This window comes from Nonomuraea terrae (assembly GCF_004348995.1).
GTDB lineage: Bacteria > Actinomycetota > Actinomycetes > Streptosporangiales > Streptosporangiaceae > Nonomuraea > Nonomuraea terrae.
Genome location: NZ_SMKQ01000173.1, coordinates 1 through 19,367 on the forward strand (window position 1 = coordinate 1; position 19,367 = coordinate 19,367).

Genomic DNA, 19,367 nt, shown 5'->3' on the forward strand with positions numbered 1-19,367 from the left:
GGCCGGCCGGGGTGGGGGTGCTCGTCGTGCGCAAGGGCACCCGGTTCCGCTCGTTCCTGCCGGAGGACGAACGCGAGCGGCGGCGGGTGCCGGGCTTCGAGAACGTGCCGGGCATCGTCGCCGCGGCGGCGGCCCTGCGCGCGATGGCCGCGGAGGCCGCGCAGGAGCAGGCCAGGCTGTCGGAGCTGGTCACGAAGATCCGCGAGTCGGTCCCGAAGGTCGTGCCCGACGTGGAGGTGATCGGCGACCCGGTCGAACGGGCCCCGCACATCGTGACCTTCTCGTGTCTGTACGTCGACGGCGAGGCCCTGCTCACCGAACTGGACAAAGCGGGATTCGCGGTATCGTCCGGGAGTTCATGCACGGCTAGTACGCTTCGTCCATCGCACGTTCTGGAAGCGATGGGCGTGCTGACGCATGGGAATGTGCGGGTGTCGCTGCCCAGGGGCACCTCCGCGGCGGAGGTCGACCGGTTCCTCGCCGTGCTGCCCGACCTGGTGCGCCGCATCCGCCAGGACGCAGGAGTCGCATGACCGAGGTGACCGAGCCGGCTCTGACGATCGACGCGCTCGGGAAGAAGTGCCCGATCCCGATCATCATGCTGGCCGAGCAGATCAACTACGTGCCGCTGAACGCCGTGGTGGCCGTGCTGGCCGACGATCCGGCGGCCTACACGGACGTGCCGGCGTGGTGCCGGCTGAAGTCGCACCGCCACGTCGGCTCGTACGAGCTGCCCGAGGGGGGCTGGGCGATCCACGTCAGGCGCAACTACTGAATGGCGCCACGCGCCGGGGGTAGCGGGCAGGCAGACGCCGTCCCGCCCGCGAGCCGGGCGGGACGGCCCCCACTCAGGGGTGGTAGCAGCGCACGTGCTCGGCGACCTCGGCCGTCGCGTCGGGGCCGTAGGCCGAGCTGAACCGCTCCAGGAAGACCTTCTGGCCGAGCTCGTACTCCTGGCCGCCGACGCGCTCCAGCACGTGGGTGGCGGTGAGGTTGCCCAGCTGGCCGCAGCGCTCCAGCGGCAGGCCCCAGGCCAGGCCCGACATGAAGCCGGCGCGGAAGGCGTCGCCGACGCCCGTGGGGTCGGCCTTGCCGCGCTCGGGCGCGGGGGCGACGTGGATGGACGGCTCGCCCTTGCGGTCGATGACGGCGCCCTTGGGGCCGAGCGTGGTGATCCGGACGCCGACGCGGTCGAGGATCTCCTCGTCGGACCAGCCGGTCTTCTGCTCGATGAGCCCCTTCTCGTAGTCGTTGGAGAACAGGTAGGCGGCGCCGTCGACGAGCTGGCGGATCTGGTCGTCCTCCATGCGCGCGAGCTGCTGGGAGATGTCGGCGGCGAACGGGATGCCGCGCTGGCGGCACTCGTCGGTGTGGCGCAGCATCGCGTCGGGGTCGTTGGGGCTGATCAGCACCAGGTCGAGGCCGCCCACGCGGTCGGCCACGGGCCGCAGCTCGATGAGGCGCGCCTCCGCCATGGCCCCGGTGTAGAACGAGGCGATCTGGTTGTGATGCTGGTCGGTGGTGCACAGGAAGCGCGCGGTGTGCTGGGTCTCCGAGATGTGCACGGACTCGCAGTCGACGCCGTGGCGCTCCAGCCAGGAGCGGTAGTCGGCGAAGTCGTTGCCCACGGCGCCCACGAGGACCGGGTTGAGGCCGAGGCAGGCCATGCCGAACGCGATGTTCGCGGCGCATCCGCCGCGACGGATCTGGAGGTCATCGACCAGGAACGACAGGGACACCCGGTCGAGCTGCTCGGCGATGAGCTGGTCACCGAAGCTTCCCGGGAAGGTCATCAGGTGGTCTGTCGCGATGGAGCCTGTTACGGCGATGCGCACGGGATTCTTCTTCCTCGTTGTCAGCAGGCCAATGAGCCCCACGAGAATACGCGAAGGTCCCGCGCGCACAAAGGCGAGCGGGACCTGCCGGCAACCGGCGACCCGTACTAGTTGAACGAGTCACCACAGGCGCACGAGCCCGTGGCGTTGGGGTTGTCGATGGTGAAGCCCTGCTTCTCGATGGTGTCGACGAAGTCGATGGAAGCGCCCATCAGGTAGGGAGCGCTCATCCGGTCGGTGACCACGTTGACGCCGCCGAACTCGGACACCACGTCGCCGTCCATCGAACGGTCGTCGAAGAAGAGCTGGTAGCGCAGGCCGGAGCAGCCTCCCGGCTGCACGGCGACCCTCAGCTGCAGACCTTCCTCGCCCTGCTGCTCCAGCAGGCTCTTGACCTTCGCGGCGGCCGCTTCGGTCAGGATCAGGCCCTGCGTCGTGGTCTCGCTGCTCTCAACCGTCATCTGCTGACTCCCTAACCAGGCTGTCTGTTTTTCGACGTCCTACAGATGACGCTACCAACACCGGGCCGATGCCACACATTCCCGGGGTGGCCGACCGCCGGAATAACCAGATTCGTCCGTGTGTCATCATGAGTATCGTCAAAACGACGATAAGGGGGTATGGCCATGGCCACCCAGACTGGGCTGCCGCTCTTCGTCCTCGGCAGGGACGCCGATCCGCACAGCGAGAAGGGGGTCGAGTGTCCCGGCGAGCTGCCGCCCGCCTCAGACCCCGGCCTGGTGGAACGCGCCCGCAAGGCCAAGGAGGCGCTCGGCGAGCGGCTGTTCGTGCTCGGCCACCACTACCAGCGCGACGAGGTCATCCAGTTCGCCGACGTGACGGGCGACTCCTTCAAGCTCGCCCAGCAGGCCGCCGCGCGGCCCGACGCGGAGTTCATCGTCTTCTGCGGCGTGCACTTCATGGCCGAGTCGGCCGACATCCTCACCACGGACGCCCAGAAGGTGATTCTTCCGGACATGGCGGCTGGGTGCTCGATGGCGGACATGGCCACGTTCGACCAGGTCGAGGAGTGCTGGGAGGCCCTGGAGGACGCCGGGCTCGCCGACCAGGTGATCCCTGTCACGTACATGAACTCCAGCGCCGACATCAAGGCGTTTTGCGGCCGCAACGGCGGCGCGGTGTGCACCTCCTCCAACGCCCGCCGGGCCCTCGACTGGGCGTTCCAGCAGGGCGAGAAGGTGCTGTTCCTGCCCGACCAGCACCTGGGCCGCAACACGGCGGTGCTGGAGATGGGCATGTCGCTGGACGACTGCGTGGTGTGGAACCCGCACCGCCCCAACGGCGGCCTCACCCAGGAGCAGCTGGAGCGGGCGCGGATGATCCTGTGGAAGGGCCACTGCTCGGTGCACGGCCGCTTCACCGCCGAGTCGGTGGACGACGTGCGCGCGCGCATCCCGGGCGTGAACGTGCTCGTGCACCCCGAATGCCGGCACGAGGTCGTGCTGAAGGCCGACCACATCGGCTCGACCGAGCACATCATCAAGACCCTGCAGGCCGCACCGGCGGGGTCGAGCTGGGCGATCGGCACGGAGCTGAACCTCGTCAAGCGGCTGGCCCAGACCTTCCCCGACAAGAACATCTCGTTCCTGGACCGGACGGTCTGCTACTGCTCGACGATGAACCGGATCGACCTGCCGCACCTGGTGTGGGCTCTGGAGTCGCTCGTGCTCGGCGAGGTCGTCAACCAGATCACCGTCGACGACGACACCACTCACTGGGCCAAGGTCGCCCTCGACCGCATGCTGGCCCTTCCGTAACCGGACTCCGGGGCTTCAGTGCTTCAGGGCTTCAGTGCTTCAGTGCTTCAGTGCTTCAGTGCTTCAGTGCTTCAGTGCTTCAGGCGAAGTCGTAGCCGACGCGGACGCGGACGCCGAGGAGCTCGCGGCCGGGGCTGACGGTGGCGGCGCTCTCGGCCATCTGCGCGGACATGCCCATGGGCCGGGGCGGGCCCAGCCCCGGCTCCTCGGTCACCGACACCACCCGGCCGAGCGGGCGGCCGGCCAGCCCGGCGTACTGGGCGGCCTTGGCGGCGGCGTCCCTGAAGGCGCGCGTCCTGGCCTCGGCCAGCGCCGCCGCCGGGTCGGACAGCTCGAAGGCCAGGCCGTTGAGCCTGGCCTCCTCCCCCACCCCGGCCACGGCGTCGATGACGCGGTCGGCCAGGCCGAGGTCGCGGACGACGACCTCGACGCCCCGCACCGCCCGATACGCGGCCACCTTCGGGTACGCCTCGTACTCGGGGCCGAGGGAGAGCTCCATCGTGCGGAGGTCCTCCGGCGCGATCCCGGCCCCGGCCAGAGCCTCCGCCAGGCGGGCCGCCGCGGCCCGCGCGGCGGCGAACGCGGCCGCGGCCGAGGCCCGGCGCACCTCGACGCCCGCGTGCAGCCGCAGGATGTCGGGCGCGGCCAGGACCGCGCCCTCGCCGGTCACGGTGATGTCCACGGGGCCGCCCCCTTCGCACGGGTTCCGCCCCGATCCTAGGCCGCGCAGTCAGCGGGCGGCGACCGCCTCGACGATGACGTCCGGGTCGCGGAGCGGGACGGGGCGGCCGGCGGCGGGCAGGCGGACGAGCGCTGCGCCGAGGTCGCCGGGGAGCCGCTCACGGCAGCCGTCCCGCTCGTACGCGTCGATCACGGTCACCGGCACCGGCGGGAACGGCTTGTCCGCGCGCAGCCGGAGCAGGTCGGCGGCCATGTCGCGGCGGGCCAGCCACTCCCCCGCCACCGCCGCGGGAACCTTGCCCATGCGGTAGACGCCCGACGGGTCGGGCAGGCCGGTGAGGAGCCGGTGCGCGGCCGGCCCGGTCAGGCGGGCCAGCGCGGCGGCTCCCCAGGTGCCGCCCAGCGCGGGCAGCCACCTGCCGGCGGACCTGGCGGCCGGCAGCGGCCGGCGCCCGCCGGGGCAGGCCGGTTCGACCAGGACGAGCTTGGCCAGGCACAGCGGATGCAGCCGGGCGAACGCCTCGGCGTGCCAGCAGGCCACTCCGTGGGCGACGACGATCACCTGCTCCGGGTGGTCGGGGGAGAGCGCGGCCAGGCGGGCGACCTCGGCGTACAGGCTGGGCGGGGCGGGAGAGCGAGGGCTGAGGCCGAGGCCGGGGCGGTCGAAGCGGATGACGCGATGGCCGGCGGCGAGCGCCACGGCGACCGCGTCCCAGTGGAACCAGGCGGCCCCGGGGCCGGTCGTGATCAGCACCGTGGGGCCGGTGCCCTCCTCGACGACGTGGGGGCGGCCGTAGCCGATCGTGGGGTCGGGGGCCTGGCCCCGGGCGCCGCCCACGCCGCCCGCCCGGCCGGGAGCGACCCTCAACGGCACCTGCTCCTCCTCGTCGCCGTCGACGACGAGCAGCCGCATGGCGACGTACACCAGCCAGACGGCGATCAGCGTGAGCTGGGCGCGGTGCGCGAGGCCCACGCCGTGGCCGGCGGCCAGGCCGGCCCCGGTGAGCGCCGTGGCGGCCAGGGTCAGCAGGGTGAACAGCCACGACGCCCACGAACGCCAGCGCGCGCTGAGCACGGCCATGGCCGCCAGCACGGCGCCGGTGGACAGCACGCCCGCCAGCAGGTGGGCCCGGTGGGCCAGGGACGTCGCCGTACGCCCGCAGAGGGTGTCGCTGAGCGCGGCGCAGTCGAGCGGGAACAGCCCGCCCGCGAAGGTCAGCAGCCCGAACGCGGCCAGCGCCAGCCAGCCCGGCCACTCGCGCGCCATCCTCGGCACCGCCGGCACCATCGGCGCCCTCGGCACCAGGGCCACGCCGAACGCGCAGGCCAGCCCCGACAGCGCCTCGCACACCCGGAACAGCCGCGTCCATGGCTGGTCGCGGGCGCCGAGCTCGCTGACGTAGCCGTTGGTCCTGTCCACCAGAGGGGTGGTGAACTGGCCGGTGACCCAGGCGCTGCCCAGCACGGCGGCCACGATGAACGCGCACGCCGCGAACACGTACAACCTTCGCTCCACGTGATCATTAGATCACTCTGCGTATGCACCGGTGCAAAGCACCCCCAGGTCACAGGCCGGGGGCGCCCCAGACCGGGAACCAGCGGCTCAGGTCGCTCTCCAGCGGCAGCTCGCCCTCCAGAGCGCCTCTGGCCTGGAGTTCGAGCGCGTTGTCGCGCCGCTGGCCGCTCTGCGGGGCGAAGGGGTAGAAGGTGCCGCGTTTGTACAGGTAGACGACGGCCAGCCGCCTGCCGTCAGGGGCGGCGAAGGACACCAGGGAGCACAGCAGCGAGGGCCCGAACCCGGCGTCCTCCAGCGAGGAGTTGACCGCGTGCAGCTCGGTGACGAGGTCGCTGACCGCGTCGGCGGAGCGGCGTACGAGCAGCCAGGTGTAGCCGTAGCCGTCGTGGGACTCCTCGACGCGCTCGCCCAGCAGCGCTTTGACGTCGCGTTCGAGGGTGGCGAACGCGGCGCCCTCGGCGGCGCGGAAGGCCACAGAGCCCAGGCCGGTGGGGACGAGACCGGTCGCGGCCTGCAGCGTCACGGCCGCCGACGGCAGCGCGAACAGCGCGTCGAGGTCGGGTTTGACCGGCTTCGACCGGCCGAGCAGCGCGTCGAGCCACCGCATGCCGGCTCAGCCCCTTCCGAGCTGCGCGGAGATGTCCGCCAGCTGCTGCAGGCGCCGCTCCAGCGGCGGGTGGGTGGCGAACAGCGTCGCGAGCGACTGGCCCTTGGCCAGCGCCGGGGCGAAGTAGAAGGCGTTGAACGGCTCGGCCTCGCGCAGGTCGCGGGTCGGGATGCGGGCCATGTCGCCGGTGACCTTGGTCAACGCGCTGGCCAGGGCCGAAGGTCGCTGGGTGAGCAGCGCGCCCGCGCGGTCGGCGGCCAGCTCGCGGTAGCGCGACAGAGCGCGGGTGAGCAGGAAGCTGACGGCGTACACGAGGACGGAGACGAGCAGGATGATCGCCCCGACGGGCACCCCGCCCTGGCCGCCGTTACGGCGGCCGGCGAGCCCCGAGTAGAGGGCGAACCGCGTCATGAGCCCGGCCACGATGCCGAGGAACGAGGCGATCGTCATGACGGCGACGTCGCGGTGGGCGACGTGGGACAGCTCGTGGGCGATCACGCCCTCGAGCTCCTGCGGCTCCAGGCGGCGCAGGATGCCGGTCGTGACGCAGACGACGGCGCGCTTCTGGTTACGGCCGGTGGCGAACGCGTTGGGGACGTCGGAATCGGCGATCGCCACCCGCGGCTTCGGCATGTCGGCCAGCGCACACAGCCGGTCGATGAGGCCGTGCAGCTCGGGGGCCTCCTGCGGCGAGACCTCCCGCCCGTGCATCGCGAACAGCGCGATGCGGTCGGACAGGAAGTACTGCACCAGCAGCAGGCCTCCCGCCAGCACCAGCACGGCCAGCGCCTGAACACCCAGAGCGATCAGGACGCCGACGAAGACGACGTAGAGCAGCCCGAGCAGGAACATCGTCACGACCATGCGGCCGGTCAGGCCGCGGTCGGACGCGAACCGCGCGTTCACCGGGATCAGCCCGGGATGAGGCCCTGGTCGCCCAGCATCTCCCGGACCTCCTCGATCGAGGCGTCCGCGGGGGGAAGGATCAGCTCTGACGGCTCAAGGCTGTCGTCGGGGAGCGCCTTGCCCACGTGGCGCACCTTGTCGAGCAGCGCGTGCAGCTTGACGCGGAACGCCTTCTCGTCGCCCGCGTCGATGGCCGCTTCGAGCTCGGTGTCGAGCTCGTTGAGGACCGAGATGTCGTCGGCGGAGATCTCCACCTGACCCTCGCCCATGATGCGTACGATCATGCGCCCTCCCCCGGCTGGCGCAGCTGCTGGGTCTGGCCCGGCTGCTGCGGGTGGGACTGCTGCTGAGGCTGGGCCTGCTGCTGGGGCTGCTGCTGCCCCTGCTCGATCGCCGACTGCGGCGCCGGACCCTGGCCCAGCTCGGCCTTCATCCTGGCGAGCTCCAGCTCGACGTCCATGCCGCCGCCCATGCGGTCGAGCTCGGCCTGGATGTCGTCGCCGCGGGTGCCGCTGACGTCGTCGAGCGCGCCGCTGGCCAGCAGCTCGTCGATGGCGCCGGCGCGCGCCTGCATCTGCGCCGTCTTGTCCTCGGCGCGCTGGATCGCCAGGCCGACGTCGCCCATCTCCTCGGAGATGCCGGAGAACGCCTCATTGATGCGCGTCTGCGCCTCGGCGGCGGTGTAGGTGGCCTTGATGGTCTCCTTCTTCGTACGGAAGGAGTCGACCTTGGCCTGCAACCGCTGGGAAGCCGTGGTGAGCTTCTCCTCCTCGGCCTGAAGGTTGTCGTGCTGCACCTTCAGGTCGGCCATCTGCGTCTGCAGGTTCGACCGCCGCTGCAAGGCCTCGCGCGCCAGGTCCTCACGGCCGACCGACAGCGCCTTGCGGCCCTGCTCCTCCAAACGCCGGGACTGATTCTCCAGGCCCGTTATCTGCAGCTCGACCCTCTTGCGGGAGGTGGCGACGTCGGCCACCCCGCGGCGCACCTTCTGCAGCAACTCCAGCTGCCGCTGATAGGAGTAGTCAAGGGTCTCGCGCGGATCCTCCATCTTGTCCAGGGCCTTGTTGGCCTTGGACTTGAAGATCATCGAAAGTCTCTTCATCACGCTCATGCGCGTCGGCCGTCCCCTTCTAGGTCGTGCTGGTGTTCACCCAATGCAGCGCAGCCGCCTTGGGATTACCCTACGCATAACGCACGGGGGCGTCACTAAGTTGCAGTCCAGGTAGGGTTGACGTGTGTTGCGACGCCGTTCCCAAACTTCCGTGGACGACACCCCCGTCCCCGCTGACGATCCTAAGCCCCAGGGTAAAGGTCGCCCCACCCCCAAGCGCAGGGATGCCGAGAGCCGCAGGCGGCAACCGGTCACCGCGCCGAAAGACCGCAAGGAGGCCTATCGCGCGATGCGCGCCAAGCAGGCCGCCGAACGCGAGCGGGCCAGAAAAGGCATGCTCGCCGGTGACGAGCGGTATTTCCCCATCCGCGACAAGGGCCCCGCGCGCAAGTTCGCGCGTGACTGGGTCGACTCACGCCGGCTCCCCAGTCAGTATTTCCTGCCCTTCTCGCTGGTGATCCTGCTGGCGACGTGGATTCCTTGGCCGCTGGAGATCCGGGCACAGGTGCTCAACGTCGTCATCGCGGTCGGCTGGCCGATCATGATGATCGGCGTGCTGTTCACCTCCGTCTATGTGGCGTGGAAGGTGAAGAAGCTGGTGGCCGAGAAGATGCCCGACGAGAGCGTCAGAGGCGTGGGCTTCTACGCGGCGATGCGGGCGCTGCAGATCCGCAAGCTGCGTTTCCCGCCGCCGTCGGTGCTGCCCGGCGGTAAGCCGGTGCCGCCCAAGAAGTGACCGGAATTTTCCGAAATTTCGGCTTTTCTTCCGCTCGAACGGAGTCTTCCACCGCAGCATGCCGCGGGTAGCGGACAGCGCGGCCGACAGGCCGCGGGCTCACGGGACGGGACGCTCGTCCTGCCCCAGCGGCCAGTCGGGCGGGGGCGCCGGGTCCGAGGACGGCGGGGACGCCAGGGCGAGGGCCAGGGCGATCGCGACGATCGCCGCGATCCCGGCCCAGACGGCGCCCATTCCCGCGCCCAGCCGTGCGCCCAGCCGTGCGCCCAGCCATGTCCGGGGCCCGCTCTCCCGGGCCGGGGGCGCCGGCGGTGTCCCCGGCATGTGGGCGCGGCGGCGCAGCCGTACCGCGACCGCGGCCAGGATCGCCGCCGTCAGCGCCAGCCGTACGATCTTCAGCACGCGGCGCACCCTACCCCGGACGAGGGCCCATGCGTCGGCATTAAAGTCTGACGCATGGAATTCCGACACCTCGGTCGCAGCGGTCTCATGGTCAGCGAGATCAGCTACGGCAACTGGCTCACCCACGGTTCTCAGGTCGAGGAGGACGCCGCCAAGCTCTGCGTGCAGGCGGCACTCGACGAGGGCATCACCACCTTCGACACCGCGGACGTCTACGCGGGCACCAAGGCCGAGGAGGTGCTCGGCCGGGCGCTGAAGGGCGTCCGCAGAGAGTCTCTGGAGATCTTCACCAAGGTCTACTGGCCGACCGGCGCCGGCAAGAACGACCGCGGCCTGTCCCGCAAGCACGTCGTCGAGTCGATCCACGGCTCGCTGCGCCGCCTGCAGACCGACTACGTCGACCTCTACCAGGCACACCGCTTCGACTACGAGACCCCGCTCGAGGAGACGCTCAAGACCTTCGACGACCTCGTACGCCAGGGCAAGGTCCTCTACGTCGGCGTCAGCGAGTGGACCGCCGACCAGATCGCCCAGGCGCTGAAGATCGCCGACGAGATGGGCTTCGACCGCATCGTGTCGAACCAGCCCCAGTACTCCATGCTGTGGCGGGTCATCGAGTCGGAGATCGTGCCGCTGAGCGAGAAGGAGGGCGTCAGCCAGGTCGTCTTCTCCCCGATCGCCCAGGGCGTGCTGACCGGCAAGTACGTGCCCGGCCAGCAGCCGCCGGAGGGCTCCAGGGCCACCGACAAGAGCGGCAGCGCCATGATCGCCCGGTTCATGAACGACGACGTGCTGAGCCGCGTGCAGGAGCTGAAGCCCATCGCGGCCGACCTCGGCCTGACCATGGCGCAGCTGGCGGTCGCGTGGGTGCTGCAGAACCCGAACGTCGCCAGCGCCATCGTCGGCGCCACCCGCCCCGAGCAGGTGCGTGACAACGTGAAGGCGGCGGGCGTCAAGCTGGACGCCGACGTGCTGAAGCGGATCGACGACGTGCTCGGCTCGGTCGTCGAGCGCGACCCGGCCAAGACGGTCAGCCCCAACCCGCGCGCGTAACTCCAACGCCTGGTACGACAAAAACCCCTTGAGCGCCGCCGGCGGCTCAAGGGGTTTTCCGTTCAACCGGACATCACTCCGGGCGCAATGACAAACCCGCGTATTCGACGCGGTCGTCCTCCAGCAAGGCGACCTGTTCGACACCTGATTCGAGCAGGTCGCGCCAATTCTCGCCGAGCCAGGACTCGGCGTCGGCCTGGCTCGGAAAAACCTCCCGCGGCAAGGGGCGATCCGTTACCTCACCACCATGTGCGTCCTCATAACGCCACCGCCATGTCATGCCATACGCTCCTTTTTCCCGGGTGCGCCGGCGCACCCTTCAGCAGGCACTGGAACCCTACTCCGGAGTGTGCGGGCCGATCGATCTCCGTGCGCGGGTCGCGGGGCCGGGCGGCGGGTTCTGTACGCTCGGCGCGGTGAACGTGCTCCTCACCGGTACGGCCGGCGGATCGGGCTGGCCGGAGCCGGGCTGCCGGTGCGCCTCGTGCGCCGTCCTGCCGCCGGATCATCGCCGGCCCTTCGGGCTGGTCGTGGACGGCGTGGTCCAGTTCCCCTTCGATCAGCCGCCCGACGGCTACCGGGCCCGCGCGGGCGGCCTGGGGCTCACCTGCCCCGACTGCTCCCGCCTGCTCTGCCTGCCGCGCGGTGTGCCCGTACCGCGGGAGGCGCCCGTTCCGTACGACCTCGTGCTGATCGACCTGCTGGACCGGCCTGAGCGCCTGGGTGAGCTGCGGCGGGCCGGCCTGGCCGCCGGTTCGACCCTGGTCGTGGCCGCCTGGCTGGACCACCGGGTCCGGTCGGAGGAGGAGCTGGCCAGGCGGCTGCGGCTGTGGGGGGGCGACGGCCGTACCGGACGGGACGGAGCTGGGCGGCTCCTGGCACGTCCGCGACGCCGGGGAGCGGCCGCGCCGGGCGCTGCTGCTGGGCGGGTCGCGGTCGGGGAAGTCGGCCGAGGCGGAGCTGCGGCCGGCGGCGGAGCCGTGCGTCACCTATGTCGCCACCGGGCCGGACGGCGCGGGCGACGGCGCGTGGGCCGCGCGGGTGCGGGCGCACCGCGAGCGGCGGCCGGCGCCACTGGGACACCGCCGAGACCACCGACCTGGCCGAGGCGATCCGGGGGGCCAGCGCGCCGCTGCTGATCGACGGCCTGGGGACGTGGCCGGCGGCGGTGTTCGACGAGCACGGGGCCGGGGAGGGCGACCGCGCGCCCGTGGCGGCCCGCTGCGACGAGCTCGTGGCGGCGTGGCGGCAGACGCCGGCGCCGATCGTGGCCGTCTCCGACGAGGTGGGGATGGGGGTGGTGCCCGCGACGGCCGGCGGGAGAGCGTTCAGGGACGCCCTGGGGCGGCTGAACGAGCGCCTGGCGGCCGAATCCGAGTATGTCGCCCTCGTGGTGGCGGGACGCCTCCTGAAGCTCTAGCGGGCCGCTCTGGCGTACCAGCGGCCGTCGAAGCGGTCGACGTTCAGGGGGCGGCCGAAGCATTCGGACAGCAGCGCCGAGGTGAGCACGTCTTCGACCGGGCCCGCGGCGAGCACCCGGGCGTCGCGCATGAGCAGGGCGTGCGTGGTCGTGGCCGGCACCTCCTCCAGGTGGTGCGTCACCGTCACGGTGGTGAGCACGGGCCGGATCGTGGCCAGGTCCTCCACCGCGGCGATGAGGTCCTCCCTGGCCGGCAGGTCGAGCCCCGCGAACGGCTCGTCGAGCAGCAGCACCGCCGGGTCGCCCATGAGCGCCCTGGCCACCCGGATCCTGGCCCGCTCACCCTGCGAGCAGACGCGGAACGGCCGGTCGGCCAGGTCCTTGCAGCCCAGGTCGGCGAGGAGCCGGTGGGCCCGCTCGCGTTCGGTGTCGCCGTACTTGTCCCACAGCGGGACGCTCGTGCCCGTGTGGCCGGTGAGCACGACGGTGTGCGCGGTCGCGCCCTCCTCCTCCATGAGCTCCTCGTCGACCAGCCGCTGGCTGGCCGCGACCAGGCCGATGTGGCGGCGCAGCTCCCGCAGGTCGACCCGGCCGAGCCGGTGCCCGAGCACCTTGACCGCGCCCTCGCTGGGATGGCGTACGCCGCCGGCCAGCGAGAGCAGCGTCGTCTTGCCCGCGCCGTTGGGGCCGAGGATCACCCAATGATCGCCGTAGTCCACCCGCCAGTCGACACCGGCCAGCAACGACTTGCCGACGACCCGGACGCCCACGCCTTCCAGTTCAACCACGTGCATCCCGACACCATAACGGCCCCCTAAGATCGCCCGTTATGCGACTGATGGACGGGCTGCGGTTCGCCGTGGGCACCCTCACCGTCTTCCCCGTGCGTGTGGAACGGGTGGATCGGGTGGTGGCGGGGTCCGCGATGTCGCTGGCCCCGGGCGTGGGGCTGGTGCTCGGCGCGGTCGCCGGGCTGCCGCTGCTGCTGCCCGGCCCGCCGCTGCTGGGGGCGGCGCTGGCGCTCGGTCTGCTCGCCCTGCTGACGCGGGGGCTGCACCTCGACGGGCTGGCGGATCTCGCGGACGGGCTGGGCAGCGGCAAGCCGTCCGGCCAGGCGCTCGACATCATGAAAAAGTCGGACATCGGGCCGTTCGGCGTGATGACGCTGGTGTTCACGCTGCTCGTCCAGGCCGTCGCCCTGGCGGAGGCGGGGTTCGCGGCGCTGGTGACGGCGTGCGTGGCCGGGCGGCTGGCGCTGACGTGGGCCTGCCGGGCGGGCGTCCCCTCCGCCCGCCCCGACGGGCTCGGCGCGATGGTCGCCGGAACGGTACGCCGCCCGGCCGTCTGGCTCGTCACCGTGGCCGCCCTCTGCGCGGTCGCCCTCGCCGGCCCCGCCGTCGCCACGGCCGCCGGTCCCGGCGGTTGGGCGGCGGACCTGTCCGCGTGGCTGACCGGCGCCCGGGACACGAGCGGCCTGGCCCCGGGCATGGTGTACCCGGATCCCCCACCCGGCTGGAGCGGTATCGCGCCGGAGTTCTCCGCCGGTGTGGAGTGGGGACCCGCATTCCTGCCCCAGGGCGCCACCGAGCTCCTGCGCCCGGAGTGGGGAAGGTCTCTCGTGGTGGCGCCTCTCGCGCTGCTCGCCGGTCTGGCCGCCGCGCTGCTGCTCCTGCGGCACGCGAGGCGGCGCCTCGGCGGGATCACCGGCGACGTGCTGGGCGCGCTCGTGGAGACCGCGACGGCCACCGCCCTCGCGGTCTACGCGATCCTCGGCTGAGACTTCGGTCAGGGAACCGGCTCGGGGGACGGCCGCGGGGCGCGTAGCGCCGCATGACGCAGGAGGACGGCGGCCAGCACGGCGAGCAGGACCCAGCCCACCAGGCCCGTGATGCCGGTCAGGACCTCGTTCGGCGGCTCGGCGGCGTCGCCGAGCAGCAGGCCGAGCGGCGCGATCGCGTTCAGCGAGCCGTGCGCGACCACCGCCGGCCACACGCTGCCCGTGCGCAGCCGCAGCCAGCCGACCACCACGCCGGCCAGCACGCAGAAACCGATGAAGAACAGCGCCGCCCAGGAGCCGAGGCGCGGGTAGTTGTAGCCGAGCAGGGTGAGCGGGGCGTGCCAGAGGCCCCACACGGCCCCGGAGAGCAGCAGGCCGGTGAGCACGCCGTTGCCGTCGACCAGCCGGGGCAGCAGCCAGCCGCGCCAGCCCCACTCCTCGCCCAGGGCCGGGATCGCGTTCAGGACCGGGCCGGCCACGACCGCCAGCACGACCTGGACGACCGCCACCGCGCCCAGCTCGGCCGGGACGTCCATGCCGCGCGCCTCCAGCGAGGCCCGCAGCAGGCTGAGCCCGTCGAGGTCGAGCGAGGCCAGCCCGGTCGCGGCCCCGAGCCCGATGGACAGGAACACCAGCAGCGGAACGCCGAGCCAGGCGGCCAGCACGAGCAGGCCGGTACGCCTCCTGTCGGGCCCGAGCGTGAGCCCGGTCTCCCGCGCCCACGAGCGGGCCGGGGTGCGGGTGAGCGCCCAGACGCCGAGCACGCCCGCCGTGGGCGTGAACATCATCAGCGTGGCAAGCACGCCGGTCAGCGGCGAGGCGAGGCCGCCGCCGAACCACAGGGGCAGCGCCACCGCCCAGGCCAGCCCGAAGGCCAGGACGATGAAGACGAGCAGAGGTCTTTTCATGGGTTCACCCGCTCAGCGATGAGGGCGTTGATGAGGGAAGCTCCGTGCTCGGCGTCGTCCACGCTGATGGCGAGCCGACCGCCGGAACGGTAGCGGACGACGAGGCACTCGCCGCCGCGCAGCATGATGGTGGCGCTCCCGGGCACTCCGCGGAAGCCCCAACCTCCGACCTGACCCGGGTGCAGCGGCTCCGACCAGGCGGAATCGATCTTCAAGAGCGGGATCCTGCGCCTCGGCCAGCCCAGCGGGCCGAAGCCGATGACGACCCGCTCGCCCCCGACCCTGACGGTGAGCGACATGGTGGCCAGCGAGACGACGAGCACGATGACGCTCACGGGCAGGAGCGAGGTCAGGACCGCGCCGGACCCCGGGCCCGTGACGGTCAGCATGACCGCCGCGATGGTCACGGCCAGGGACCCCAGGCCGGCCACGACGAGCCACGGGTTGGTGACGTGGCCGATCCAGACCGTCCGCCGGCCGGGTTCGAGCCGCAGGCGGGGCGGCGCCTGGCTGCCGGAGGACGGCTCGTCCGGCTCGCCCCTGCCCAGGTAGCCGCAGACCGCCCCGGCGACGACCGCGGAGCCCAGCGCGGCGGCGATGTGCCAGCCGGGCAGCAGCGCCGAGCGCCAGTCCGGCACGTCGAGGTTGGCCGCCAGCGTCGAGGCGTTCACGCCGAGCAGGAGCACGCCCATCCCGAACAGCACGCCCCACCAGCAGGCGCGGTACATCCGCATGATCCGGCCGCGCCCGTACGCGGCGACCGCCACGAGGATCCCGCCGGTCACCGCCCAGATCAGCACGGAGGTCAGCACGTGCCCGGTCAGGGAGGCGGCGGAGTCGGGAAGGCCGGAGCCCCCCCAGTGCGTGGCCATCGGGTCGGGCAGCCGGTCGCGCACCGCGAAGGGCGACAGCAGCAGCAGCACGCCCACGAGCAGGACCCAGCCCACGGCTATGACACGGGGTTTCACGGGAGTTCCTCCAGGATCGAGATGAGGTCGTCACGGCCGTAGCCGTACCTTCTGGCCTCGTCCAGCAGCTCGCGCGTCCGCTGGACGAGCAGGGCGCGGCCGTCGGCCCGCCCCGCCACGCTGACGCCCCGGCCCCTCCTGAACTCCAGCAACCCCTCGTCGCGCAGGTCGCGCAGCGCGCGCAGGACGGTGTTGGGGTTGATGCCCAGCGCGCCCGCGAGGTCGCGGGCCGGCGGCAGGCGGTCGCCCGGCCGGTAGGAGCCCTCGCCGATGGCGCGGCGGATCGCCCCCGCCACCTGCTCGTGCAGGGGCCGGGCGTCGTTGAGATCGAGCGTCAGCAACATGGTGCTAATGAACCTAGCATCATCGTTCACACGATGACGATTCGTGGGATGAGCCCCTGTTTGTGGGTACGCAGAAACCCTGGATAGCATCGGTTTACGTGACCACTGTGCGGCTGAACTCAGCAGATCCCGTCTCTGTCGACACCGACGCCCTGATCGTCGGTTTCACCTCCGGGCCCGACGGTCCTGCCCCTGCCACGGGAGCCGAGTCCCTGGAGTCCGCCTTCGGCGGCAAGCTCGCCGCCTCCCTCGGCGCCGTCGCGTTCACCGGCAAGGCGGGTGAGCTGGCCAAGCTGCCGACGTTCGGCGCCATCGCCGCCCCGCTGCTCGTCGCCGTCGGTCTGGGCGACTCGCCCGATCCCGAGGGCCTGCGCCGGGCCGCCGGCGCCGCCGTGCGCTCTCTCGCCGGCACCGCCCGCGCCGCGCTCGCGCTGCCCGCCGGAACCCCCGAGGAGGCCGAGGCCGTCGCGCTCGGCGGCCTGCTGGGCGCCTACTCCTTCGCCCGCTACCGGACGAACGGCGAGCAGAAGGCGCCGGTCGGCGAGCTCACCGTGGTCTCCGGTCAGCCGGCCGGCGTGGCCGAGCGGGCGGGCGTGCTGGCCGAGTCGGTCGCCCTCGTGCGCGACCTGGTCAACACGCCTCCGTCCGACCTGTGGCCGGCGAAGTTCGCCGAGATCGCCGAGCAGGCCGGCGCGCAGGCCGGGCTGACCGTCGAGGTCCTCGACGAGAAGCAGCTCAAGGACGGCGGCTACGGCGGCCTCATCGGTGTCGGCCAGGGCTCGGCCAACCCGCCGCGCCTGGTCCGCGTCTCCTACAGCCACCCCGAGGCCGGCAAGACGCTCGCGTTCGTCGGCAAGGGCATCACGTTCGACTCGGGCGGCCTGTCCCTCAAGCCGTCGGCCTCGATGGACTGGATGAAGTCCGACATGGGCGGCGCGGCGGCCGTGCTCGGCGCGGTGGTCGGCATCGCGAGGCTGGGCCTGCCGGTCAACGCCGTCGGCTACCTCTGCCTGGCGGAGAACCTGCCGAGCGGCACGGCGCAGCGCCCGTCCGACGTGATCCACAGCTACAGCGGCAAGACCGTCGAGGTGCTCGACACCGACGCCGAGGGCCGCCTGGTGCTCATGGACGGCATCGCCCGCGCCGCCGAGGACGGCCCCGACCTCATCGTCGACATCGCCACCCTCACCGGCGCGCAGATCGTCTCGCTCGGCTGGCGCACCGCCGGCGTCATGGCCAACGACGACGCCGTCAGGGAGCTCGTCGTCGAGGCCGCCCAGGCCGCGGGCGAGGGCGCGTGGGGCATGCCGCTGCCCGAGGAGCTGCGCAAGGGCCTCGACTCACCGATCGCCGACCTCGCCAACCTGCACCCCGAGCGCTGGGGCGGCATGCTGACCGCGGGCATCTTCCTGAAGGAGTTCGTGCCCGACGGAGTGCGCTGGGCCCACATCGACATGGCCGGCCCCGCCTTCAACAAGGGCGAGCCGTACGGGTACATCCCGAAGGGCGGCACCGGCGCCTTCACGCGCACCCTCATCGGACTGGCCGAGCGGCACGCGAGCCTGTGAAACAAATGAAAAGATGACGGCACACGAACACCCCGACAAGGAGCCTTCCCGTGGCCTATGACATCGTCGTCCTGGGGGGCGGCAGCGGCGGATACGCCTGTGCGCTTCGGGCGGCAGAGCTGGGCAAGTCGGTCGCCCTGATCGAGAAGGACAAGATCGGCGGCACCTGCCTGCACCGTGGATGCATCCCCACGAAGGCCCTGCTGCACTCCGCCGAGGTCGCCGACGAGACGCGCGAGAGCGCCTCCTTCGGCGTGAAGGCGAGCTTCGAGGGCATCGACGTCCAGGGCGTCCACGCCTTCAAGGACAAGATCGTCAGTCGGGCCTGGAAGGGCGTGCAGGGCCTGCTGAAGGCCGCGGGCGTGACGATCGTCGAGGGCGAGGGCCGCCTGGCCGGCGCCAACCGGATCCAGGTCGGCTCCGAGGTCTACGAAGGCCGCAACATCGTCCTGGCCACGGGCTCGGCGCCCAAGACGCTGCCCGGCCTCGAGATCGACGGCGAGCGGGTCATCACCAGCGAGCACACCCTCAAGATGGACCGCGTGCCCAGCTCGGTGATCGTGCTGGGCGGCGGCGTCATCGGCGTCGAGCTGGCCAGCGTCTACCGCTCGTTCGGCGCCGAGGTGACCATCGTCGAGGCGCTGCCGCACCTGCTGCCGACCGAGGAGGAGTCCAGCTCCAAGCTGCTCGAGCGGGCCTTCCGCCGCCGCGGCATCAAGTACGAGCTGGGCGTCTTCTTCGACGGCGCCAAGACCACCGAGACCGGCGTCGTCGTCACCCTGGCCAACGGCAAGACCCTCGACGCCGAGCTCCTGCTCGTGGCCGTCGGCCGCGGTGCCGTCTCCTCGGGCATGGGCTTCGAGGAGCAGGGCATCGTCATCGAGCGCGGCGCCGTCGTGGTCGACGAGCACTGCCGCACGTCCGTGCCCGGCGTCTACGCCATCGGCGACCTGATCCCGACGCTGCAGCTCGCGCACGCGGGGTTCGCCGAGGGCATCATGGTGGCCGAGCACATCGCCGGTCTCAACCCGCCGCCCATCGACTACGCGGGCGTGCCGCGCATCACCTACTCAGACCCCGAGGTGGCCTCCGTCGGCATCACCTCGGCGCAGGCGGCCGAGCGCGGCATCGAGATCGTCGAACAGGTCTACGATCTCGCGGGAAACCCCAAGAGCCAGATCCTCGGCACCTCGGGCGCCGTGAAGGTCATCGCCCAGAAGGACGGCCCCGTCGTCGGCGTCCACATGGTGGGCCGGCGCATCGGCGAGCTCGTCACCGAGGGGCAGCTCATCTACAACTGGGAGGCCCTGCCCGCGGAGGTCGCCCAGCTCATCCACGCACACCCGACCCAGTCCGAGGCCGTCGGTGAGGCGATGCTGGCCCTGGCCGGCAAGCCGCTGCACGTACACAACTAGTCCAGCCCTCGAGATCAGAACGCGAGAGAAGAATAACGATGCCGGTCTCCGTACAGATGCCCCAGCTCGGCGAGAGCGTGACCGAGGGCACGGTAACCCGTTGGCTGAAGAAGGAGGGCGAGCGCGTCGAGGCCGACGAGCCGCTCCTCGAGGTCTCGACCGACAAGGTCGACACCGAGATCCCGTCGCCGTCCGCGGGTGTCCTCACCAAGATCGTGGTGGCCGAGGATGAGACCGTCGAGGTCGGCGCCGAGCTCGCCATCATCGACGAGAACGCCCAGCCGGGCGCCGCCGCCCCGGCGCCGGAGGCTCCCGCGCCGGCCGCCCAGCCGGAGCCCGCCC

24 protein-coding genes and 1 pseudogene are annotated in these 19,367 nt (G+C 71.9%); 11 read left to right on the top strand and 14 right to left on the bottom strand.

The window, feature by feature from the left end; translation table 11 throughout:
* The coding region (locus tag E1286_RS35815) for an aminotransferase class V-fold PLP-dependent enzyme (protein ID WP_132619783.1) at positions 1–533 on the top strand (533 nt) is incomplete at its 5' end.
* Positions 530–775, top strand: a complete 246-nt coding sequence (locus E1286_RS35820; RefSeq protein ID WP_132619785.1) for a sulfurtransferase TusA family protein — start codon at positions 530–532, stop codon at positions 773–775. The genes E1286_RS35815 and E1286_RS35820, both read left to right, overlap by 4 nt.
* 73 nt (positions 776–848) lie before the next feature.
* Here E1286_RS35820 and E1286_RS35825 read toward each other — a convergent pair whose 3' ends face one another.
* On the bottom strand, positions 849–1,835 hold the full coding sequence (locus E1286_RS35825) for a carbohydrate kinase family protein (protein ID WP_132619787.1): 987 nt from the start codon (positions 1,833–1,835) through the stop codon (positions 849–851).
* A 107-nt stretch (positions 1,836–1,942) separates the two neighbouring features.
* Positions 1,943–2,296: an iron-sulfur cluster insertion protein ErpA gene (erpA, locus tag E1286_RS35830; protein ID WP_132619789.1), complete on the bottom strand. Its 354-nt coding sequence runs from the start codon at positions 2,294–2,296 to the stop codon at positions 1,943–1,945.
* A gap of 159 nt (positions 2,297–2,455) precedes the next feature.
* Between erpA and nadA the strand changes: the two genes are divergently transcribed.
* Positions 2,456–3,613, top strand: a complete 1,158-nt coding sequence (nadA, locus tag E1286_RS35835; RefSeq protein ID WP_132619791.1) for a quinolinate synthase NadA — start codon at positions 2,456–2,458, stop codon at positions 3,611–3,613.
* A 79-nt stretch (positions 3,614–3,692) separates the two neighbouring features.
* On the opposite strand, the gene E1286_RS35840 is transcribed toward nadA, so the two are convergent.
* From E1286_RS35840 to E1286_RS35865, 6 genes are read right to left on the bottom strand one after another with little or no spacing between them, the layout of a single operon-like run.
* On the bottom strand, positions 3,693–4,295 hold the full coding sequence (locus E1286_RS35840; RefSeq protein WP_132619793.1) for an SIMPL domain-containing protein: 603 nt from the start codon (positions 4,293–4,295) through the stop codon (positions 3,693–3,695).
* 48 nt (positions 4,296–4,343) lie between these two features.
* A complete protein-coding gene (locus E1286_RS35845) occupies positions 4,344–5,810 on the bottom strand; it encodes an alpha/beta fold hydrolase (protein ID WP_132619795.1) in 1,467 nt (488 codons plus the stop codon).
* 49 nt (positions 5,811–5,859) lie between these two features.
* Complete coding sequence (pspAB, locus tag E1286_RS35850; RefSeq protein WP_132619797.1) at positions 5,860–6,417, bottom strand: PspA-associated protein PspAB; 558 nt, start codon at positions 6,415–6,417, stop codon at positions 5,860–5,862.
* Positions 6,418–6,423: 6 nt separating this feature from the next.
* A complete protein-coding gene (gene htpX, locus E1286_RS35855) occupies positions 6,424–7,281 on the bottom strand; it encodes a zinc metalloprotease HtpX (protein WP_246075471.1) in 858 nt (285 codons plus the stop codon).
* Between the two features lie 47 nt (positions 7,282–7,328).
* Positions 7,329–7,607 (bottom strand): PspA-associated protein PspAA, encoded by a 279-nt coding sequence (pspAA, locus tag E1286_RS35860; RefSeq protein ID WP_111182273.1) that lies wholly within the window; start codon positions 7,605–7,607, stop codon positions 7,329–7,331.
* Positions 7,604–8,434, bottom strand: coding sequence for a PspA/IM30 family protein (locus tag E1286_RS35865; protein ID WP_132619801.1), 831 nt, complete (start codon positions 8,432–8,434; stop codon positions 7,604–7,606). The genes pspAA and E1286_RS35865 overlap by 4 nt, the downstream gene beginning before the upstream one ends.
* A 151-nt stretch (positions 8,435–8,585) precedes the next feature.
* Between E1286_RS35865 and E1286_RS35870 the strand changes: the two genes are divergently transcribed.
* Positions 8,586–9,170, top strand: a complete 585-nt coding sequence (locus E1286_RS35870; RefSeq protein ID WP_246075470.1) for a DUF3043 domain-containing protein — start codon at positions 8,586–8,588, stop codon at positions 9,168–9,170.
* Positions 9,171–9,269: 99 nt separating this feature from the next.
* On the opposite strand, the gene E1286_RS35875 is transcribed toward E1286_RS35870, so the two are convergent.
* Positions 9,270–9,572, bottom strand: coding sequence for a hypothetical protein (locus E1286_RS35875; RefSeq protein WP_132619803.1), 303 nt, complete (start codon positions 9,570–9,572; stop codon positions 9,270–9,272).
* Positions 9,573–9,626: 54 nt separating this feature from the next.
* On the opposite strand from E1286_RS35875, the gene E1286_RS35880 reads away from it, so the two are divergent.
* Complete coding sequence (locus E1286_RS35880) at positions 9,627–10,625, top strand: aldo/keto reductase family protein (RefSeq protein WP_132619805.1); 999 nt, start codon at positions 9,627–9,629, stop codon at positions 10,623–10,625.
* A gap of 73 nt (positions 10,626–10,698) precedes the next feature.
* Here the strand turns inward: E1286_RS35880 and E1286_RS35885 are convergent, their stop codons facing one another.
* Positions 10,699–10,905, bottom strand: coding sequence for a hypothetical protein (locus E1286_RS35885; protein ID WP_132619807.1), 207 nt, complete (start codon positions 10,903–10,905; stop codon positions 10,699–10,701).
* Positions 10,906–11,348: 443 nt separating this feature from the next.
* Between E1286_RS35885 and E1286_RS51515 the strand changes: the two are divergent.
* Both E1286_RS51515 and E1286_RS51520 read left to right on the top strand, forming a co-directional pair.
* Positions 11,349–11,633: pseudogene (locus E1286_RS51515) on the top strand (hypothetical protein); the annotation flags it as partial.
* Entirely contained in the window at positions 11,617–12,045 is a 429-nt protein-coding gene (locus E1286_RS51520) for a bifunctional adenosylcobinamide kinase/adenosylcobinamide-phosphate guanylyltransferase (RefSeq protein WP_281282813.1), read from the top strand. The pseudogene E1286_RS51515 and the gene E1286_RS51520, both read left to right, overlap by 17 nt.
* On the opposite strand, the gene E1286_RS35895 is transcribed toward E1286_RS51520, so the two are convergent.
* The gene (locus E1286_RS35895; RefSeq protein ID WP_132619809.1) at positions 12,042–12,839 is read right to left on the bottom strand and encodes an ABC transporter ATP-binding protein; all 798 of its coding nucleotides are present in this window, start codon (positions 12,837–12,839) and stop codon (positions 12,042–12,044) included. The two genes, E1286_RS51520 and E1286_RS35895, sit on opposite strands and share 4 nt — an antisense overlap.
* 35 nt (positions 12,840–12,874) lie before the next feature.
* Here E1286_RS35895 and E1286_RS35900 point away from each other — a divergent pair, with 35 nt between their 5' ends.
* Complete coding sequence (locus tag E1286_RS35900) at positions 12,875–13,822, top strand: adenosylcobinamide-GDP ribazoletransferase (protein ID WP_132619811.1); 948 nt, start codon at positions 12,875–12,877, stop codon at positions 13,820–13,822.
* Positions 13,823–13,830: 8 nt separating this feature from the next.
* On the opposite strand, the gene E1286_RS35905 is transcribed toward E1286_RS35900, so the two are convergent.
* The 3 genes from E1286_RS35905 to E1286_RS35915 are packed head-to-tail and all read right to left on the bottom strand — an operon-like array spanning position 13,831 to position 16,042.
* Entirely contained in the window at positions 13,831–14,730 is a 900-nt protein-coding gene (locus E1286_RS35905; protein WP_132619813.1) for a CPBP family intramembrane glutamic endopeptidase, read from the bottom strand.
* The gene (locus E1286_RS35910; RefSeq protein WP_132619815.1) at positions 14,727–15,698 is read right to left on the bottom strand and encodes a DUF1648 domain-containing protein; all 972 of its coding nucleotides are present in this window, start codon (positions 15,696–15,698) and stop codon (positions 14,727–14,729) included. Before E1286_RS35910 ends, E1286_RS35905 begins: the two co-directional genes overlap by 4 nt.
* Positions 15,695–16,042 carry a GntR family transcriptional regulator gene (locus tag E1286_RS35915; protein WP_132619817.1) on the bottom strand — a complete coding sequence of 116 codons (348 nt, stop codon included), beginning with the start codon at positions 16,040–16,042 and terminating at the stop codon, positions 15,695–15,697. The genes E1286_RS35910 and E1286_RS35915 overlap by 4 nt, the downstream gene beginning before the upstream one ends.
* A gap of 98 nt (positions 16,043–16,140) precedes the next feature.
* Here E1286_RS35915 and E1286_RS35920 point away from each other — a divergent pair, with 98 nt between their 5' ends.
* The 3 genes from E1286_RS35920 to E1286_RS35930 all read left to right on the top strand — a co-directional run.
* Complete coding sequence (locus E1286_RS35920) at positions 16,141–17,610, top strand: leucyl aminopeptidase (protein WP_132619819.1); 1,470 nt, start codon at positions 16,141–16,143, stop codon at positions 17,608–17,610.
* 50 nt (positions 17,611–17,660) lie between these two features.
* Positions 17,661–19,025, top strand: a complete 1,365-nt coding sequence (lpdA, locus tag E1286_RS35925) for a dihydrolipoyl dehydrogenase (RefSeq protein WP_132619821.1) — start codon at positions 17,661–17,663, stop codon at positions 19,023–19,025.
* A gap of 38 nt (positions 19,026–19,063) precedes the next feature.
* A partial coding sequence (locus E1286_RS35930; protein ID WP_342776295.1) for a biotin/lipoyl-containing protein occupies positions 19,064–19,367 on the top strand: 304 nt, incomplete at its 3' end.

Bases quoted from the DNA above. Each gene is read 5' to 3' on its own strand.
- htpX (WP_246075471.1), bottom strand. From the start codon at position 7,281: ATGGTCGTGACGATGTTCCTGCTCGGGCTGCTCTACGTCGTCTTCGTC.
- E1286_RS35885 (WP_132619807.1), bottom strand. From the start codon at position 10,905: ATGACATGGCGGTGGCGTTATGAGGACGCACATGGTGGTGAGGTAACG.
- E1286_RS35900 (WP_132619811.1), top strand. From the start codon at position 12,875: ATGCGACTGATGGACGGGCTGCGGTTCGCCGTGGGCACCCTCACCGTC.
- E1286_RS35905 (WP_132619813.1), bottom strand. From the start codon at position 14,730: ATGAAAAGACCTCTGCTCGTCTTCATCGTCCTGGCCTTCGGGCTGGCC.
- pspAA (WP_111182273.1), bottom strand. From the start codon at position 7,607: ATGATCGTACGCATCATGGGCGAGGGTCAGGTGGAGATCTCCGCCGAC.
- pspAB (WP_132619797.1), bottom strand. From the start codon at position 6,417: ATGCGGTGGCTCGACGCGCTGCTCGGCCGGTCGAAGCCGGTCAAACCC.
- E1286_RS35915 (WP_132619817.1), bottom strand. From the start codon at position 16,042: ATGTTGCTGACGCTCGATCTCAACGACGCCCGGCCCCTGCACGAGCAG.
- E1286_RS51520 (WP_281282813.1), top strand. From the start codon at position 11,617: ATGTCGCCACCGGGCCGGACGGCGCGGGCGACGGCGCGTGGGCCGCGC.
- erpA (WP_132619789.1), bottom strand. From the start codon at position 2,296: ATGACGGTTGAGAGCAGCGAGACCACGACGCAGGGCCTGATCCTGACC.
- E1286_RS35880 (WP_132619805.1), top strand. From the start codon at position 9,627: ATGGAATTCCGACACCTCGGTCGCAGCGGTCTCATGGTCAGCGAGATC.
- E1286_RS35820 (WP_132619785.1), top strand. From the start codon at position 530: ATGACCGAGGTGACCGAGCCGGCTCTGACGATCGACGCGCTCGGGAAG.
- E1286_RS35895 (WP_132619809.1), bottom strand. From the start codon at position 12,839: ATGCACGTGGTTGAACTGGAAGGCGTGGGCGTCCGGGTCGTCGGCAAG.
- nadA (WP_132619791.1), top strand. From the start codon at position 2,456: ATGGCCATGGCCACCCAGACTGGGCTGCCGCTCTTCGTCCTCGGCAGG.
- E1286_RS35865 (WP_132619801.1), bottom strand. From the start codon at position 8,434: ATGAGCGTGATGAAGAGACTTTCGATGATCTTCAAGTCCAAGGCCAAC.